The following is a 16837-nucleotide window of genomic DNA, read 5'->3' as shown; positions in this document are numbered from 1 at the left end:
GGCAGCTTATCGGCGCTGAAACTGCATATCCCGAAGCGGAAATCATTTCCGCATTGCGCCCTCATCTCAGTCGTTGCCGTGACAATGGCCGCTGCCCAGAAGCGGACATGTGCATCGCTAGGAAGAACGGCCCTTCGCGCCCCCAACTCGGCCATTTAGCATCTGCGATGCCGTTTCCCTCCCGGCTCCATAAACTCCTTTCTTTTGCGCATTATTCCGACGGCCAATGACGGCCGAAGGAGAACTCAAATGGGTACTGCACAATATGATCCTGCTGCACTGGTGCGACCGGCATGGAACGCCGGCCGGAAGGTCGGTGTTAAGAAGCCACTGAAGCAGCGCCAGATATGGGCGATCCGCTTCTTCCTCGATAGGGAGGAGCGCATGAGAGACCGCGCGTTGTTCGACCTCGCGATAGATAGCAAGCTTAGAGGTTGCGATCTCGAGAAAATCAAGATCGGAACCCTTGTGACCGGGCCCGAGATTCGATCGCGCGCGATGGTGATCCAGCAGAAAACCGGTCGTCCGGTTCAGTTCGAGATCACGGCCGACGTGAGGGCCAGCCTGCTTGCCTGGCTTGAGCGAAGAGGTGGAACGGTCGATGACTACGCCTTTCCCAGCCGGGTCGATCCTGCCGATCACCTGAGCACCCGCCAGTACGCAAGATTGGTCGATGAGTGGGTGGCCGCAATCGGCCTGCGATGCGAGGACTACGGCACACACTCGCTTCGACGAACCAAGGCGGCAATGATCTACAAGGCGACAGGAAATCTTCGCGCGATCCAAATCCTCTTGGGCCATACCAAGATCGAGAATACCGTTAGGTATCTTGGGGTAGACATCGAGGATGCCCTGGAGCTGGCGGAGCACACGGAGATTTGACAGAGCGGCCCCGTGCTCAACGGGGCCGTCGGTCTTGGCGCAGAGGGCCATGTGAAGAAGTTGCTTTGAGCCCCGATACGGAAATTGTTTCCACATTCGCCCCCATGCCGGCCATACAGAACAGCAATGGGGGCGACTGGCAGCAGATGTCGATCAAAGGCGGCCCGCAATCAGGCGGGCTGTTTCTCCCCGATCTTTCCGGCTTCGACCAGAGCCGAGACGATGACACCCGCCACCAGGGCCCAGAAGGGTGCGCTGATGCCCAAGAGCGAGACGTTCGACATGGCGACGGCGAGTGCCACGAAGGCGCCGGTCTGGTTGCCGAGCGACTTGCCGAAAGCGTTCTGGAAGGCAGACAGCAACACGCCGATCATGGCGAGGCCGGCGACGGTGCCGATGAGGGCGGACGGCAGGCTGAGCACGATCGGAACCGCGGCGCCGGCGAGGAGGCCGAAGGCGGCGAAGAGCACCCCGTTGACGACGGTCGCGGCATAACGCCCCTCCTTGTTTTCGCCCGCCTGCTCGGACGAGCAGATGGCCGTCATCGGGCCGGCGATATTGGCATTGTGGCCGCCGAGGAAACCGGCTGCGACACCGCCGATGCCGGAAATGATCGTCATTGCGTTGACCGGAGGCCTGTAGTCCTCGGCCATGAGCACGCCGGTCGCCTGCGCGTTCTCGGCGCCGATCACCAGAAGGGCGAGCGGGATGGCGATCGCGAAGAAGGCGTCGACGGAGAACACCGGCATCGTGAATTCCGGTGCCGCGAAGGCGATGTTGGCCGCGCCGCCGCCGACCGCACCGGTCGCAAGCGCAACGACCAGGCCTGCGACAAGGGCCGCCAGAACCGGCGGAATGGATTTGGTGAGCCGCATCGAGACAAAGAAGGCGAGGATTGCCGCGCCGGCAATCAGCGGCGCCGAGTTGAGCGCCGTCACCGTGCCGATGGCGAACCGGATCAGCGCGCCGGCGATCATCGCCATGACGATCGGCATCGGCAGCCAGCGCATCACCTTGCCTATGAGGCCGCTCACGCCGAGCAGCAGAACCAGCAGGCCCGCCATGATGAAGCCGCCGACGGCCTCGTTGAACGGAATGGTGGCAAGCGAGCCGGCGACAAGGGCCGCGCCCGGGATCGAGTAGGCGCCGTTGATCGGCTGCTTGTAGTAGAGCGCGAGCAGCAGACTGATGAGCCCGCCGAGCACGTAGATCGCAAACAGCCAGGCGACCGTCTGCCCGTTGCTGAGATGGCCCGCTTCTGCCGCCCCGATGACGATCAGGGCCGGACCGGAGCAGCCAAAGATGGCGGCGACGAGCCCGGCGCTCATGGTCTTGATGCCGAGATGTTTCGGCAAGTCTCTGAGACCCGACATAAGGCCGGGTCCCCGTTCGACAAGGCGTGTTTCGAGTGTCTTCTGCTGGGTCGTATCCATTCTCAATCCTCCCGAAGCGGATCCGAGGCCGCTCCCTCCTCGTGGAAATGAAGCCGGGCTCCCGCCCGGCCGTTGGTTCAGCGCCCGACGAAGGACGGCGCGCGCTTTTCGTGGAAGGCGAGCACGCCTTCGCGGAAATCCTCCGATGTCCGAAGCCGGCTGTAGCAATGACCCTCGAGCTCGATGGCCGTCGACAGCAGCGCGTCGTCGGTGTCGTTCAGAAGCTTTTTTGCCGTGCGCTGGGCCAGCGGAGAGAAGCCGATCAGTTCCTCGACGAGCGCGTCGACGGCCTTTTCGAGATCGGCGTCCGCAACGATCTCCGAGGCGATGCCCCAGTCGTAGGCCTCCTGACCGGTGATCCGCTTCGAGCGCATCACGATGTTCTTGGTGCGGGTGACGCCGACCATCTTCTGCAGGCGGGCAGAGCCTCCGGAGCCTGGGATTTGGCCGAGCTTCTGCTCGGGCAGTGCGTAGCGCGTGGTGTCAGTCGCGATGCGGAAGTCGCAGGCAAGCGACAGTTCGAAGCCGACGCCGAAGCAAAAGCCGCGGTTGGCGGCGATGACCGGCTTGGAGCAGCGGGCCGGTGCCGCGATGTTCCAGGCGAGGTGCGAGACATGCTCCGGGCTCGCCTCGAGGAAGCCCTTGATGTTGCCGCCGGACGAGAAGTGCCCGCCCTTGCCCGCAACGACGATGATGCGGACGCGCTCGTCTTCGTCGAGCGCCTCGAAGACAAGGCGCAACTGGTCGCGGGCCTGCATGGAGACGACGTTGTAAGGCGGATTGTCGAGCGTGATGTCGGCGCGCTGACGGGCGGCATCTATCGTGACGGTGAAGCCGTCGAGTTCAGCCAGGCGCGGGTCCTGGAATGCGGCGTGTTCGGCCATGGAATGTCCTTTCGTTGGTCGGGCGGCGGGGTGCCACTCACTGATTTTCGGGAATGCGTTCCTCGGTGTAGTCGCCGGCCACCAGAAGGCGGCGCAGCAGCTTTCCGACGGGGGATTTCGGGATCTCATCGACGAAGACGATGCGGCGGGGGCGGCGGAAGTTGGCGAGCCCGGAATCGCGGCAATGGCGGTCGAGATCCTCGGCCGTGACATCGCCGCGCCGCTTGATGAAGGCGACAACGATCTTGCCCCAGCGCTCGTCGGGGAGGCCGACGACCGCGACCTCGGCGACGCCGTCATGCAGCGACAGGCAGCTTTCCACCTCGACCGGCGAAACGTTCTCGCCACCGGTGATGATCATGTCGTCGGCGCGGCCGGTGACGAAGAGATCGCCGTCCTGATCGAAGAAGCCAGTGTCGCCGGTGAAGTACCAGCCGCCGTGGAGCGCCTTGGCATCCGCCTCGGGCCGGTTCCAGTAGCCCTCGAAGGCCTCGTCGCTCTTCATCAGCGCGATGATCTCGCCTTCCTCGCCGACGACTGCCCGCTCGTCCGGATTTCGGCTGCCCAACTTCACGACCCGGATCGTCTGGTTGATCCCGGCGCGGCCGGCGGAGCCGGGTTTCGCGGCCGCCGTCTGCTCGATAGTGAAGGTGTAGATTTCCGACGAACCATAGTGGTTGACGAAGAGTTCGGGCCGGAAGGTCTGGTCGAGCCGCTTTAGAAGCCCGTCGGTCATCGAGGCGCCGGCATAGCCGAGCTTGGTGACGGAGGCGACGCGCGCGGTCGAAAAGGCATCGTGATGCACGAGGTCGTGGTAAAGCGTCGGCACCAGATAAAGATTGGTGATCTTCTCCTGTTCGATCAGGTCGAGCGCCTTGGCCGCGTCGAAGCGCGGCAGGCAGACGAAAGTGCCGCCGATCAGCGAGGATGCGATCAGGGAGCGCACGCCCATCGTGTGATAGAGCGGCATGACGCCGAGTGTACGCTCGCCATGCCGGTAGAGGTTCTGGGCGACATGGGCGACGGCGCCGGCGCGTTCGGCCAGGTGGCGGCGCGGAACACCCTTCGGCTTCGACGTCGTGCCGGACGTGTACAGCATCAGCGACCAGTCCGCGGCGCCCGCGAGTGGCACCGCATCGGAAGCTCTGCTGTCCATGATGGAGGCCAGCGCCTCGGCCGAGAACTGCGGCAGGTGCTGCGCGTGGCGCGACAGGCGCAGGGCCTCTTCCGTCGACACGTCGTAGAACACGGCCTTCGCGCCGGAATCCTCGATGCCGAAGTCGATTTCGTCTGCCTTTGCCCGCCAGTTGAGCGGCGTGACGATCAGGCCGAGAAACTGACAGGCCCAGTGCAGCGACGCGTTCTCCCAGCGGTTCTGCATGGCGGTCAGCACATGGTCTCCGCGCTTCAGGCCGGTCTCGCTGAGCGCTGCGGCAAGCGCCGAAACCTTGTCGTACCACTGGCGATAGCTCAGGCGCATCTCTCCGTCGACGATCGCGAGCGCGTCCGGGTCGCGCTCGACGCTCGCGAGGAAGCTCGTTCCAAGATCAAGCATTTGTTGTCTCCTCCTTCCGTTGTTCCTCCGCGGCGGCGAGCGCCGCCTCGACGATTGTCGCGTAGCCCGTGCAGCGGCAGAGATGGCCGGAGAGGTGCTCGCGAATGTCTTCCCGGCCCGCGTCCGGCTGATCGCGCAAAAGGGCGTCGAGCGACATCAGGATGCCGGGTGTGCAGAAGCCGCACTGCAGTCCGTGATGGCGGCGAAAGGCCGCCTGAAGCGGCGAGAGCTCGGCCGGGCCGGGAGCCAGCGCTTCCACGGTTCGCACGTCGCTGCCGCGCACCTGCTGGGCGAGCGTCAGGCAGGCGCGCGCCGGCTTTCCGTCGATCTGCACGGTGCAGGCCCCGCAGACCCCGTGCTCGCAGCCGACATGGGTGCCGGTCAGCCCGATCTCGTGGCGCAGCAGATCCGACAGCAGCATCCGGTTTTCGGCCTCTGCACGGACCTTGCGGCCGTTCAGCGTGAATTCGACCCCATGCCTTTGGGCAGCGTTCATGCGCGGCATCGGCTTGCCTCCCTGAGGGTCTCGCGGCCAAGATTGCGGACCAGTTCGCGCCGGTAGCGGGCGCTGGCGTGGATGTCTTCCCGGGCGTTCAGCGACCAGGCGATGTCGTTGAGGGCATCGTCGAACTGATCGTCGTCGAGCTCCGGCAGCGCGAACACACGCGGCCGGTCATCGACGCCGGCAATGCCGAGCCGCAGTCCCGTGTCATCGGCGACTGCTGCGCAGGCGACGATGGCGAAATCGCCATGCCGGCGGCCGACCTCGCGGAAGGCATAGCCGCTGCCGGGCCGGGCCTTCGGGAAATGCACGGCCTCGATCATCTCGCCCTCGGCGAGATTGGTCGCCATCATGCCGATGAAGAAGTCGTCCGCCGTGACCTTGCGCTTCTGCTTGCGGCTGCGCAGGCTGACGGCGCCGCCGAGCGTGACCAGGGACAGAGGCAGCTCGGCGCTTGGGTCCGCATGGGCGACCGAGCCGCAGACCGTGCCCCGCGCCCGCGTCTGCACATGACCGATCCAGGGGAAGGCTGCGGCCAGCAAAGGCAGGTCGCGCAGGAGGTTCGGCCAGGCTTCCAGGTCCGCCTGGCGCACGGCCGCACCGACGGTGATCCCGTCGCCGGACGTCTCGATGCGGCGCAGCGTTTCAAGCCGCATGATGTCGATGAGCACGCCGGGGCGGGCAAGGCGCATGTTGAGCATGGGCACCAGCGACTGCCCGCCGGCGATGATGCGCCCGTCCCCGCCTGCTTCGGCGAGGGCCGAGAGCGCTTCGTCCAGCGTGTCAGGACAGATGAAATCGAAGGATGCGGGCTTCATCCGCGCCTCCTGAAAAGGTTCGCAAGCCGCTGGATGAAGCCGGCGGCGGCGCTGGGAGGCGCGCCGCCGCCGGCATGACGGGCGAGCGCCTGGAAGAATTGTCCGATCACCACGCGCGCAGCGCCGTCGAGGAGGCGGCCGCCGACCGAGGCGACCTTTCCGCCTATCGCTGCCTCGTAGCGATAGTCGATGCGGGTGCCGGTCGCCGTTTCGGTCAGCGTCACGCGGCCCGTGCCGCGGCCGGAACCGAGCGCGCCTTCCGTGCCGCCCGAAAGCGTGACAGCTTCCGGCGCGATCATGTCGGACAGGCGGATGTCGGCGCGGTATCGGCCCTTGACCGGACCGATGCCGAGCGTGACCTCGGCGCGGAAATGCGTGTCGGAGACCTTTCGGACCTCGTGCGCGCCGGGAATGATGGCCTTCAGCGTGTTCGGGTCGAGCAGCATCGTCCAGACGGATTGGCGGGTGGCGACGACATCGGCCGAGCCCGCGCCCGTCAGCAACCGTTCGCCGGAGGCGCCGGTGGCGACCGGGGCAACGTCCCGCGGCTTCGACGAAGGTCGCTCCTCGGCATAGAGCCATTCGCTGACCCGACTCGGCGACAGCGGCAGCCGTATGTCCTCGACTCCGAGCGCATCGGCGACGGCGTTGGCAATGCAGACCGGCGTCGACATGCAGTTGCCCTCGCCGACGCCCTTGGCGCCAAGCGGCGTGAAGGGCGATGGCGTTTCGTGATGGAGGATCAGCGGCTCCGGCGTCTCCATCACGGTCGGGATCAGGTAGTCGGCGAGGGTGCCGGGCAGGAAACTGCCGTCGCTGCCATAGGCATATTCCTCGTAGAGTGCGGCACCGACGGCCTGGGCGAAGCCGCCACGCACCTGGCCTTCGACCATGCCGGGATGCAGGATGCGGCCGCAGTCGTGCATCGTCACGTAGCGGTCAATCCGCACCTGGCCGGTCGCCCGGTCGATCTCCACGCCGCAGATGTCGAAGATAAAGCCATGGCAGAGCGACGAGTTGATCCCGTCCGCGGCCGTCGGCGCCTCGAGTTGCTCCGGCGTCCAGAAGACAGTCTCGCGGATCGTCTGGACGTTTCCATCCGGCAGGGTGCCGGGCGCCCAGTGGCTTGCCGCAGCCACGCGTCCGAAGGAAATGGCATTGTCCGGGTTGTCGCGATCAAAGAGCTTCCCGGCCTTGAACTCCACGCGATCCGCCGTGACATTGAGCTGGCTCGCGGCGATAGCTGCAAGACGGTCCCGGATACGGTCGGCGGCAAGGGAAGCGGCGCCAGCGACGGCAGCGGCAAACCGGCTTGCATAATTGCCGGACGCGATCGACCAGGCGTCGCGCGCGGTGTCGAGTTCGGTGTTGACGCACACGGCCTCCAGGGGGAGCCCGAGCCGCTCGGCGACCACCTGCGCCAGGACGGTGCGGTGGCCCTGCCCTTGCGGCACCGAGGCGACCTTGACAGTGACGGAGCCGAGAGGATCGATGGCCACTGTTGCGACGGACTGGGCGCCGTTCTTCGGACCCGCCTTCGCCCGTTCCTCCGGCGTCAGGACTGTCGTGATGTAGCCCATATTGGAGACGCTCGGCTCGACCACCGTCGCATAGCCGATGCCATAGAGGCGCCCTTCGGCACGCGCACTGTCCCTTCGCAGCTTCAGAGCCTCGAGGCCGCCTTCCGCACACGCGCGATCGATTGCGGTCTGGTAGTCGCCCGAATCCAGGAGCCCGCCGGTCGCCGTGCGATAGGGAAAGGCGTCGGCCGGCACGAGGTTGCGACGGATGACCGCAAGCCTGTCGAGCCCAAGCTCGTCGGCGATCTTGTGGACGAGCCGTTCGAGCGCGAAATAGACCTGGGGTCCGCCGAAGCCGCGGTTCAGTCCCGTCGGCGTCTTGTTGGTGAGCACGACGCGGTTGCGGATGGCGACGTTCTCGATCGCATAGGCGCCGGTCATGTTGCCGTGCATGCGATAGAGCGTCGCCGGTTCCGGGGCGCGCAGATGGGCGCCGCAATCCTCGAGCTGATCCCAGCAGAGTGCTGTGATGCGGCCATCGGCGGCAACGGCCGCCTCCAGCGTCGTGACACGGTTGGTCGCCGAGACCGAGGCCGTTAGGTGTTCGAGCCGGTCCTCGATCCATTTGACTGGCCGTCCGGCGACGCGGGCAGCGACGGCGGCGAGGATGACATAGGGAAACACGCCCTGCTTGATGCCGAACGAGCCGCCGGAATCGGGCGGCGTGCGTAGCCGCATGCGGTTGCCGGGCACGTTCAGCGCGCGGGAAATCACGGCATGGATCGAGAACGGTCCCTGGAAATTCGCGGTGACATCATAGGCGTCCTCACCGGGATCGTAGTCGGCGATGACCCCGTAGGTTTCGATCGGCGTGCAGGAATTGCGCGGATAGGCGATGCGGATGGAAATGCGGTGGTCCGCAGTCGCGAGCGCTGCTTCGGGGTCGCCGTAGCGAAAGCTGCGCTCGTTGATGAGGTTGGTGCCGAGCGAGGGATGCAAGACCGGTGCGTCTGCGGCGAGCGCCTTCTCGGGATCGACAATGGCGATAAGCCGCTCGTACTCGACCTCGATCAGGTCGAGCGCATCCTCGGCGACATAGCGGTTCTCGGCGACGACGAGGGCGACGGGTTCGCCGACATAGCGCACCCGGTCCCGGGCGATCGGCCAGCATTCGACATTGGCCTTGACCCCGACCGTCATGCTGCGGGTGAGCCTTGCCACATCTTCGCCTGTCAGCACGGCGAAGATGCCGGGCAGCGCACGGGCGGCAGTCGTATCGATCGCACGGATTTCGGCATGGCCATGCGGCGAACGCAGGATCGCCAGGTGCGCGGTGTCGCGCCGGACGGGCAAGTCGTCGATGTAGCGGCCGCGGCCGGTCAGAAGTCCGGCGTCCTCGACCCGTTGGACGGTCCGGCCAATCAGGCCGCCCGCCGTTTCCAATCTGGTCATTCGCTCCTCCCGCACCCGTTGGTGAAGGGGTGCCGTGGAGCAAAGGGTGGAGAAGGGCGGCCGATCGGGCGATACCGCCGTGTCTCAGACCTTACCGAGGAGTCTCAAAATCCTGACCCGAGAGGCGGCTTACACTTCGGAAGATGCTCGGCGGGGAGCCGGCATGATCGTGGAAGAAGCGCGAGAAATGCGCCGGCACGGAAAATCCGAGCTGGTCGCCGATCGTCGCGAAGCTCTGCGCTCCGTCGGCGACGGCCGCAACCGCCTGTTCCAGCCGCTGCACGTTGAGGAAGACCCGCGGCGTCACCCCCATCGAGGTCTCGAACAGCCGGAAGAAATGCGCCCGCGACAGGCCGACGTCGGTCGCGAGCAGATCGAGATCGGCGATCTCGCCCGGCGCCGCCTTCATGCGCTCGACGGCCTTGCGGATGCGGAAATCGACCCGGTGGCGCGAGGCGAGGTCACGGATCGAATTAGGCAGCGAGCGCCAGTCGGCGAAGCGTTCGATGACGGCGATCATCAGTTCGCCGAGTAGCACCTCGTGCACTTCGGCGCTGTTGGGCTCCTGCACCATGGCCTCCGCGAGCATGCGCGCCCGCCAGCGGATGTCGGGGGTGATGGAGCCGACATTGGAAGTGAAGAAATCCGGTGCGTGGCTTGCCGCCCAGTTCGGCCGGAAGTGCCGCAGCCATTGCTGTTCAATGTAGAGTGCGAGGATCACCGTCTTCGGCCGCGACTGGTCGTGCGCATAGGCATGCGGTTCCCAGGCATTGATGAGGACGGCGCTCTCATCGGTGAGCGGCACTAGCCGGTCGCGCACCGAAAACTGCGTGTCGGCGCCCTCGACCTTCAACAGAACGTGGCAATGCGGGTGCGCATGCCGCACCAGGGGCCGATCCATATCCAGCAGCGCCACCCTCCCGAAGCGGCCACGTGCGATGCGAAGTGCATTCGACATTGCTCACATATTAATCATTTCTCGGAAATTACAAGTCCGGGGTGGATCGACCCTCAAGACCTGTGCCATGCAGCAGCCCGTCCTGGACGACGATCCAGAACGGTCGTCACACACTCTCGGATACACCGCTCCCCCAGTTGGACCGTGATCATTTGACTTTGACGATCTGGTGGCGCTGAGTGACCGTCTCCGCACCAGACGGGCGTCGGCTCACAGCCTCGTCTAGAGCTCTGAGGTCTTGTGTGCGGTGGGAGATATCCTTATGCGGATCGTGATCTTCGTGCCTCCGGACGTGCATTCCCTGGAACTTGCCGGGCTGATGGACGTGTTTGCCGAAGCGAACGCGCGGACCGGCAGGATGTTTTACGAGGTTGCCATCGTCGCGGAAGACGATCGCATGATCCGCTGCGCATCGGGACTGAGAGTCCTGCCCGACTGCGCCTTCGATGCGTACCCGGGTGACCCCGACACCGTGCTCGTGGCAGGGAGCGTCGGTGTTCCAAAACGACCCGGCGGGCAGATCATCGACTGGCTGGTGGATATTGCCGGGCGGGCCCGGCGCTACGGCTCCGTCTGCACAGGGGCATTCGTGCTCGGCGAGGCGGGCCTGCTCAAGGGCCGACGCGTGACCACGCACTGGCAGTACGCAACCCTGCTTGCCGAGCGCTTCCCCGAAGGACAAGTTGAAGGCGATCGGGTCTTTGTCCGTGACGGCGCGATGATCACCTCTGCCGGATCCAGTGCTGCGATCGACCTCGGTCTTTCCCTAGTGGAGGAGGACCTCGGCCGGGATGTGGCGCTCTACGTCGCGCGTCGGCTCGTCGTCTTTCTGAAGCGGCCCGGCGACCAGTCGCAGTTCAGCGTGCAGCTGGCGGCGCAGGCGAGCGACCGCAGCCGTCTGCACAGCGTCCAGCAATTTGTGCTCAACCATCCCGCGGCCGACCTCTCGGTCACCGCCCTGGCGAGGATCGCGGCGATGAGCCCGCGCAACTTCACGCGTGTCTTTTCCCAGGAGATCGGCATCTCACCATCCGAATATGTCGACCTTACGCGGATCGACGTTGCCCGCTTCCTTCTGGAAGGCAGCCGGTTGCCGATCGAATCGATCGCAGTGAGAAGTGGGTTTGGGTCGGCGCGCGCGATGCGCCGCGCCTTCGTCGCGCATGTGGGCGTGACGCCGTCCGATTACCGCGATCGCTTCCGGACCTCCGGCACCGGCGCAAGGAGCAGTTTGTCCGAAAACGGCTGACAGATGTCCTGTAACCGCCCCGGCTGCGGGTTGCCCGGTTTCGGGCCGCCGTCCATGCTCCCTGTCATGGAAGACATCAGAGATCTCATGCCGTTGGACTTCATCAAGCGCGATGACGTTGTCGCCCGGCTTCACGTCATCGAACGGGCACAGAAAGTCGAACTGGCGAGAAATGCCGGGGAACATGACGGAGGCAATTCTCATCGTATCACCTGCCTAAGGGATCGTGAGCGTTCCAACGCCGACACGCCGGGGACCAAGTCAGATGACATGTCACAAGTGCATGTCTTCTCGTAGGAACTACCTGACGAAACTGGCCTTTGAGCAGGAATCCCGCAACTGGGTGCGGCGCAGCTGCAATGTTCTCGTCCATGTGCTCTTCACGCTCAAGGGAGTGCGGCAGGTGAGCCAGGCCCAGTTGCGCGTCCTCGACATCTCGGAGAGCGGTTTGATGGCCACCAGCCATCGCAGTGACATCCCGGACCATTTCTTCATCTCGATCGGCGACCACCAGTATCATATCGGCTGCGCGGTCGTGCACCGCGAGAACGGCGTGCTGCATGTCCGCTTCATCCGCGAGCAGCCGACCGTGTTCATCAATGTCTTCGCCTCGCTGGCCGATCCCTTCGCTCTGCTCGAGGAGATCCGCCCCGCCCTCTATGGCCTCGAAGGCCTCGCCTGAGGCGGGAGGGCGCCTGGCCCGGCAGCGGTCGCAGCCCCGGAGCAATCGCCTCAAACCGGCACGCGCAATGCGCCGCGGCTTCGTGGCGCTTTTGGGCGTGACGCCGTCCGATTATCGCGACCGCTTTCGGACGACCGGCGACGGCAGAAGGCGCAGTTTGTCCGAAAACGGCTGACGGTTGTCCTGGATCCGCTCCGGCTGTGGGTTGCCCGGTTTTCGACCGCCGTCCATGCTCCCTTTCATGGAAGAAATCAGAAATCTCATGCCGTTGGACTCCATCAAGCGCGTGCCGAGCGTTGCCGGCGACGGGCTGGCCGATACCGATTCGATCCGGTCCATACTTCCCACGCTGGTCGAGGAACTCAGCGACGGGATCGCCATCGGGCAGCGTTCGGGGGCCAATTCGCCCTTGCTCTACGTCAACAAGTCCTTCGAACGCCTGACGGGCTACGCCCGTCATGAGGTCATCGGCAAGGACTGCCGCTATTTGCAGGGCAATGAACGCGACCAGCCGGAGATCGCGCGCATTCGCGCCGCGATCGAGGCGGCGGAGCCCGTGGATGCGACGCTGCGCAACTACCGCAAGGACGGATCGGAGTTCTGGAACAGTCTCAGTCTCAGACCAGCTTGGGTTGGCGACGCGCTGCTCTATGTCGCCATCTTGCGCGACGTCTCGTCGATCCGCCAGACGCACATCGCGCTGGATCGGGTCGCAAACCTGGACGGGCTTACCGGCTGCCTGAACCGTCAATCGTTTCTCCTGACCGCCGACGAACGTTTCGCAGCGCAGGCCGAGGCGCTGCTTCTGGTGGTGAAGCTGGATGTGATCGACTTTCACGATCTCAACACCGGTTACGGGTTCGAAGTCGGGGATGCCCTGCTTTGCGAAACCGGGCGGCGTCTCAGGGACCTGGGCGCCGCGCTGGTGGCGCGGATGGGCGCGAACGAGTTCGCCCTGGCCTTCCAGCTCCCGGATGAACAGAGCGCCGACGCCATCGTCTCGATGGTCACCGCCCTGCTTGCCGCGGACTTCGTCGTGGCCGGCGCCAATGTCTCGCTGCGCTTTGCCATCGGATACGCGATCGGCAAGCCTGTGGGCGGCACCCTGTCCCTGATCCGGAATGCCGGCACCGCCCTCTGGGCAGCCAAGTCAGATCCGCTCGGCGGGCCGCGCCGGTTTCGCGACTCAGACGAAGAGCAGGCCCGTCGTCGCTTGCGCATGACGCGCGAATTGAAGTCCGCGGTCGCCAACAATGAATTCGTGTATTATTTCCAGCCCCAGGTGGACCTTGTCACCGGCGAGTGGCTGGGCGCTGAAGCGCTGATCCGCTGGAACCATCCCCTGTTCGGAAGCCAGCTTCCCGGCAGGTTCATCGAGACAGCCGAGCGATCGGGGTTGTTGCTCGAACTGACCGAACGAAGCCTGACTACGGTGGCGGCGTTCGCCAGGCGCATCAACGCCCACCGCGACAAGCCGCTCCGCTTTTCGGTCAACGTGTCCGCAGGCGAATTTCTGCGCCACGACATGGCCGAACTGCTGGACCGCATCCTGCGTCAGACTGCCGCGGACCCTGCATGGCTCACTCTCGAGATCACCGAAAGCATGTTCCTCAGCGACACGCCCGGCGTCATGGAGGCATTCGAGCGGCTGCGTCAGATCGGCGTCGGGCTTTCGGTGGACGATTTCGGCACGGGCTATTCGAACCTGCGATCGCTCGAACGGTTTCCGGTGACCGAGATCAAGATAGACCGCACCTTTGTGAGCGAACTCGCCACGGCGCCCTCCAAAAGGGTGATCGTCCGCGCCATCATCGAACTCGGGCGCGCCCTGGGCCTGACGGTGGTCGCAGAGGGAGTGGAAACAGAAGCCCAGCGGGCAATGCTTTCCGAAATGGGCTGCCCGGTCGGCCAGGGCTACCTGTTCGGAGTCCCGACCGATGAAGAAAGCTTCGCCGCAAGCCTGGCGCGGCAAGCGATAGGTCGAACTGACGCAGCGTGAGGGCAGCTTCGGTTACTCTCCATACACAAGCGGACAGTCAGCAGTCGGCCCCGAAGCGGAAATGATTGCCGCGTCGGGGTCTCATTTCGGACTACGGGGCGTTGGTCCGCATATCCCCATGTACACTTCTATGGTGATTGATGTGCGCGTCGAAGGCGCACCGCCAGGGCCTGACACCATCAACCGAGCCTGGTCGTTTGCTGCGCTCCACACCCATAGATGCAGTAGCCAACGCGAGAAGCGTAGCCCGTCGTCTCCATGAAGCGCGGCCGTACTACGCGGAAATATCGATCACGACCCTTCCTCGGATCCTGCCCGCGAGAATGTCGTTCGCCAGCTCCGGCAGGCGTGACATCGGCTCGACGGTTGTGATGGCTGCGAGCTTCTGCTTGTCGAGGTCGCGCGCCAGGCGTTTCCAGGCGAGCTCCCGCTTTGCCAGCGGGGCCATGACCGAATCCACGCCGATCAGGGCGACGCCGCGCAGAATGTGCGGAAGCACGGAGGACGGCAGATCCATGCCGCCGGCCAGGCCGCAGGCCGCCACCGCTCCGCCATAGACGGTCTGCGACAGCACCGTGGCCAGCGTCTGCGAGCCGACGGAATCGACCGCTCCGGACCATCTTTCCTTTTGCAGCGGTCCGCCCTTTTCAGACAGTTCCTGGCGGGTGACGAAACTGCTGGCTCCAAGGCTGGTCAGGTAGTCATGGGTTTCCGGCCGCCCGGTCGCGGCGGTGACCGCGTAGCCCGCCTTCGCCAGGAGGCTGATCGCCACCGATCCGACACCCCCAGCAGCGCCCGTCACCAGCACCTCGCGGTCTCGCTCCTGGATGCGGCCCCAGGTTTCCAGGGCATCGACGCACAGCGCTGCCGTGTATCCGGCTGTGCCGATCGCCATGGCTTCCTTTAGGCTGAACGCCTCTGGCAACCGCACCAGCCAGCTGCTCCTGACCCGCTGGAACCGGGTGTACCCGCCCCACTCCGTCTCCGACATGCCCCAGCCGTTGACGATCACCTTGTCGCCGGGTTTCCACTCCGTGGACGCGGATTCGACCACCGTTCCGGCGATGTCGATGCCGGCCACCATCGGAAGCTTGCGGGCGATCCGGCCCTTGCCCGAGACGCCCAGGCCGTCCTTGTAGTTAAGCGTCGAATAGGCGACCTCGACCAGGACATCATGGGCCGGCAGATCGGTCAGCGTGAGCGATCTGAAATGCGCCTTGGGCTTTCCCTGGTCGTCCTCGATGACAAGTGCGGTAAATGCTTCTGATGACAAGATATTCTCCGGGATAGGTGGTTCAGACGTCGGTGATCAGCGCCGCGACGAATTCCGCGGCCCTTTCCTTCAATCGGCGCCGCTGGATCTTTTCGCCGTTGGGGCTCATCGCGACGGGGAAGGCGTCGACCTCGATGAAGTGCTGGGGCACCTTGAAATCGGCCAGCAAGCCTTTTGCACGTTGGCGAACTTCCGCTTCATCAAATGTCTGGCCGGGACTGAGCCGATAGAATGCAACCGCCTTGTTGCCGCGGGCAGACGCCGCCTCGACGACGACGATGTCGATATCCCCTGCCACGTCCTTCAGCACCGTTTCAATTTCGGCCGGGTTGACGAGGAAGCCGCCGAGACGCAGGAAATCGCCGTCACGGCCCAACAGCCGGAAGGAGTTGCCCTCCTCCATCAAGGCCAGGTCGCCGGTGATGAAATAGCCATCTTCGGTAAAGGCCGCGCGGGTTGCGTTCGGATCGCCCCAGTACTCCACGAACAGCGTGTCGGAGCGGACTTCCAGGCGTCCGACCTGTCCGTGCGGCGCGATCTCGCCGGTATCGCTGTCGCGCACCCGGACCCGCGCCGCCGGATTGACCGGAATGCCGCCAGGATGCTTGCGCAGCTCGGGCGAAGCATGGGTGCCCCGGCGCGAGAAGAACGAGAAGATCTCGCTCATGCCAAAGCCGTTGACGATGTGCAGGCCGCGCGCATCGGCTTCGTGGATGAAGTCCGACAGGGTCGGGTTGAAGCTGGCGAACAGGCTTTCGCGCAACGATGGAAACGGATGCTCATCCGCAAAGGCCTCCAACAGCCGCTTGAGCAGGTCGTCGGGACCGTTGAGATGGGTGATGTCGCGCGCGCGCACCAGCTCCCCGGCGGTCCGCGCCTCGAACAGCGGCATGAGGCTGGCGCTTGCCTTGCCGGCAACGGTCGCGATCCACTGGCTGAATCCGTAGATGCCGCAGAACGGCACCGCCTGAAGCAGATGGGCGTCGGGTGCATCATAGCCCATGGCACTGGCGACTTGCGCCGCGTGGCGCGCGATCCGGCCCTGGGTATGAACGGCAAACTTTGGCGCGCTCGTCGTGCCCGAGGTCGGGAAGATCATGCTGCGCGCATCGGCTTCGGCGGCGCTGGTGACCGGCGCCTCGCCCAGCAGATCGGCGTGATAGGCGATGGTCGCGCCCGCGATGGAGACGCTTGCCTCCGTCGTTTCGCACAGGATGACGGCGCGCAATCCCGCAACCGCCGCGGCATCGATCTCGTTCAGCATCTCGACGAAGGGGATGTCCTTGAATTCCGGCCAGAGCACGATCGCGCGCGCGCCGGTTCGCGCCAGGATCGATTCCGCTTCGGCCCGGCGAAAGCGGGTGTTGATGGACACGCCGATGGCGCCCAGATGCATGCAGGCATAAAGCAGATCGAGATAGGGCAGCCCGTTGGGAAGCCAGAAGGCGACCCGGTCGCCCCGGCCGATGCCGAGCTTTTCCAGGCCGCCGGCCACGCGCAGGCTGCGCTCGAGCAAATCGGCGTAGGAAACGGATCTATCGCCGGAGTAGATCCTGGCGGCAGGGGCTTGCAGGGCCGCCTGATGCAATTGCTCGACGGGCGTTGTCGTCATCGTTTCAACCTCGTTTCG

At 65.0% G+C, this 16837-nt stretch carries 14 protein-coding genes; 5 read left to right on the top strand and 9 right to left on the bottom strand.

What is annotated here, in order from left to right; translation table 11 throughout:
* Window positions 1-249: 249 nt before the first annotated feature.
* On the top strand, window positions 250-882 hold the full coding sequence (locus LL06_RS15185; protein ID WP_035528560.1) for a tyrosine-type recombinase/integrase: 633 nt from the start codon (window positions 250-252) through the stop codon (window positions 880-882).
* 170 nt (window positions 883-1052) lie between these two features.
* On the opposite strand, the gene LL06_RS15180 is transcribed toward LL06_RS15185, so the two are convergent.
* The 7 genes from LL06_RS15180 to LL06_RS15150 all read right to left on the bottom strand — a co-directional run bounded on the left by LL06_RS15180 (window position 1053) and on the right by LL06_RS15150 (window position 10004).
* Window positions 1053-2315, bottom strand: coding sequence for a benzoate/H(+) symporter BenE family transporter (locus tag LL06_RS15180; RefSeq protein ID WP_035528557.1), 1263 nt, complete (start codon window positions 2313-2315; stop codon window positions 1053-1055).
* A gap of 77 nt (window positions 2316-2392) precedes the next feature.
* The gene (locus LL06_RS15175) at window positions 2393-3199 is read right to left on the bottom strand and encodes an enoyl-CoA hydratase/isomerase family protein (RefSeq protein WP_035528554.1); all 807 of its coding nucleotides are present in this window, start codon (window positions 3197-3199) and stop codon (window positions 2393-2395) included.
* A gap of 37 nt (window positions 3200-3236) precedes the next feature.
* The gene (locus LL06_RS15170) at window positions 3237-4754 is read right to left on the bottom strand and encodes an AMP-binding protein (RefSeq protein WP_035528551.1); all 1518 of its coding nucleotides are present in this window, start codon (window positions 4752-4754) and stop codon (window positions 3237-3239) included.
* A complete protein-coding gene (locus tag LL06_RS15165; protein WP_035528548.1) occupies window positions 4747-5259 on the bottom strand; it encodes a (2Fe-2S)-binding protein in 513 nt (170 codons plus the stop codon). Before LL06_RS15165 ends, LL06_RS15170 begins: the two co-directional genes overlap by 8 nt.
* Window positions 5247-6074: an FAD binding domain-containing protein gene (locus tag LL06_RS15160; protein WP_035528546.1), complete on the bottom strand. Its 828-nt coding sequence runs from the start codon at window positions 6072-6074 to the stop codon at window positions 5247-5249. Before LL06_RS15160 ends, LL06_RS15165 begins: the two co-directional genes overlap by 13 nt.
* Window positions 6071-9046, bottom strand: a complete 2976-nt coding sequence (locus LL06_RS15155) for a molybdopterin cofactor-binding domain-containing protein (protein ID WP_035528544.1) — start codon at window positions 9044-9046, stop codon at window positions 6071-6073. Before LL06_RS15155 ends, LL06_RS15160 begins: the two co-directional genes overlap by 4 nt.
* 91 nt (window positions 9047-9137) lie before the next feature.
* The gene (locus tag LL06_RS15150) at window positions 9138-10004 is read right to left on the bottom strand and encodes an AraC family transcriptional regulator (protein ID WP_035528542.1); all 867 of its coding nucleotides are present in this window, start codon (window positions 10002-10004) and stop codon (window positions 9138-9140) included.
* A gap of 262 nt (window positions 10005-10266) precedes the next feature.
* On the opposite strand from LL06_RS15150, the gene LL06_RS15145 reads away from it, so the two are divergent.
* From LL06_RS15145 to LL06_RS15130, 4 genes are all read left to right on the top strand, one after another.
* On the top strand, window positions 10267-11253 hold the full coding sequence (locus tag LL06_RS15145; protein WP_035528540.1) for a GlxA family transcriptional regulator: 987 nt from the start codon (window positions 10267-10269) through the stop codon (window positions 11251-11253).
* A 66-nt stretch (window positions 11254-11319) separates the two neighbouring features.
* Window positions 11320-11550 carry a hypothetical protein gene (locus tag LL06_RS15140; protein ID WP_152599632.1) on the top strand — a complete coding sequence of 77 codons (231 nt, stop codon included), beginning with the start codon at window positions 11320-11322 and terminating at the stop codon, window positions 11548-11550.
* Window positions 11537-11935 (top strand): hypothetical protein, encoded by a 399-nt coding sequence (locus tag LL06_RS15135; RefSeq protein WP_152599631.1) that lies wholly within the window; start codon window positions 11537-11539, stop codon window positions 11933-11935. Before LL06_RS15140 ends, LL06_RS15135 begins: the two co-directional genes overlap by 14 nt.
* A 229-nt stretch (window positions 11936-12164) precedes the next feature.
* Window positions 12165-13934, top strand: a complete 1770-nt coding sequence (locus LL06_RS15130) for a bifunctional diguanylate cyclase/phosphodiesterase (RefSeq protein WP_035528533.1) — start codon at window positions 12165-12167, stop codon at window positions 13932-13934.
* 274 nt (window positions 13935-14208) lie between these two features.
* Here the strand turns inward: LL06_RS15130 and LL06_RS15125 are convergent, their stop codons facing one another.
* Window positions 14209-15210 carry an MDR family oxidoreductase gene (locus LL06_RS15125; protein ID WP_201772341.1) on the bottom strand — a complete coding sequence of 334 codons (1002 nt, stop codon included), beginning with the start codon at window positions 15208-15210 and terminating at the stop codon, window positions 14209-14211.
* 19 nt (window positions 15211-15229) lie between these two features.
* On the bottom strand, window positions 15230-16819 hold the full coding sequence (locus tag LL06_RS15120) for an AMP-binding protein (protein WP_081963999.1): 1590 nt from the start codon (window positions 16817-16819) through the stop codon (window positions 15230-15232).
* Window positions 16820-16837 lie beyond the last annotated feature (18 nt).

Origin of the sequence: Hoeflea sp. BAL378, from assembly GCF_000759435.1 — a bacterium.
Lineage (GTDB): Bacteria > Pseudomonadota > Alphaproteobacteria > Rhizobiales > Rhizobiaceae > Hoeflea.
This window is presented reverse-complemented; position numbering and strand designations above follow the sequence as displayed.

What these genes read in the sequence shown, in the direction of transcription:
- LL06_RS15185 (WP_035528560.1), top strand. Translation starts at nt 250, where the DNA reads ATGGGTACTGCACAATATGATCCTGCTGCACTGGTGCGACCGGCATGG.
- LL06_RS15180 (WP_035528557.1), bottom strand. Translation starts at nt 2,315, where the DNA reads ATGGATACGACCCAGCAGAAGACACTCGAAACACGCCTTGTCGAACGG.
- LL06_RS15175 (WP_035528554.1), bottom strand. Translation starts at nt 3,199, where the DNA reads ATGGCCGAACACGCCGCATTCCAGGACCCGCGCCTGGCTGAACTCGAC.
- LL06_RS15170 (WP_035528551.1), bottom strand. Translation starts at nt 4,754, where the DNA reads ATGCTTGATCTTGGAACGAGCTTCCTCGCGAGCGTCGAGCGCGACCCG.
- LL06_RS15165 (WP_035528548.1), bottom strand. Translation starts at nt 5,259, where the DNA reads ATGCCGCGCATGAACGCTGCCCAAAGGCATGGGGTCGAATTCACGCTG.
- LL06_RS15160 (WP_035528546.1), bottom strand. Translation starts at nt 6,074, where the DNA reads ATGAAGCCCGCATCCTTCGATTTCATCTGTCCTGACACGCTGGACGAA.
- LL06_RS15155 (WP_035528544.1), bottom strand. Translation starts at nt 9,046, where the DNA reads ATGACCAGATTGGAAACGGCGGGCGGCCTGATTGGCCGGACCGTCCAA.
- LL06_RS15150 (WP_035528542.1), bottom strand. Translation starts at nt 10,004, where the DNA reads ATGTCGAATGCACTTCGCATCGCACGTGGCCGCTTCGGGAGGGTGGCG.
- LL06_RS15145 (WP_035528540.1), top strand. Translation starts at nt 10,267, where the DNA reads ATGCGGATCGTGATCTTCGTGCCTCCGGACGTGCATTCCCTGGAACTT.
- LL06_RS15140 (WP_152599632.1), top strand. Translation starts at nt 11,320, where the DNA reads ATGGAAGACATCAGAGATCTCATGCCGTTGGACTTCATCAAGCGCGAT.
- LL06_RS15135 (WP_152599631.1), top strand. Translation starts at nt 11,537, where the DNA reads ATGTCTTCTCGTAGGAACTACCTGACGAAACTGGCCTTTGAGCAGGAA.
- LL06_RS15130 (WP_035528533.1), top strand. Translation starts at nt 12,165, where the DNA reads ATGCTCCCTTTCATGGAAGAAATCAGAAATCTCATGCCGTTGGACTCC.
- LL06_RS15120 (WP_081963999.1), bottom strand. Translation starts at nt 16,819, where the DNA reads ATGACGACAACGCCCGTCGAGCAATTGCATCAGGCGGCCCTGCAAGCC.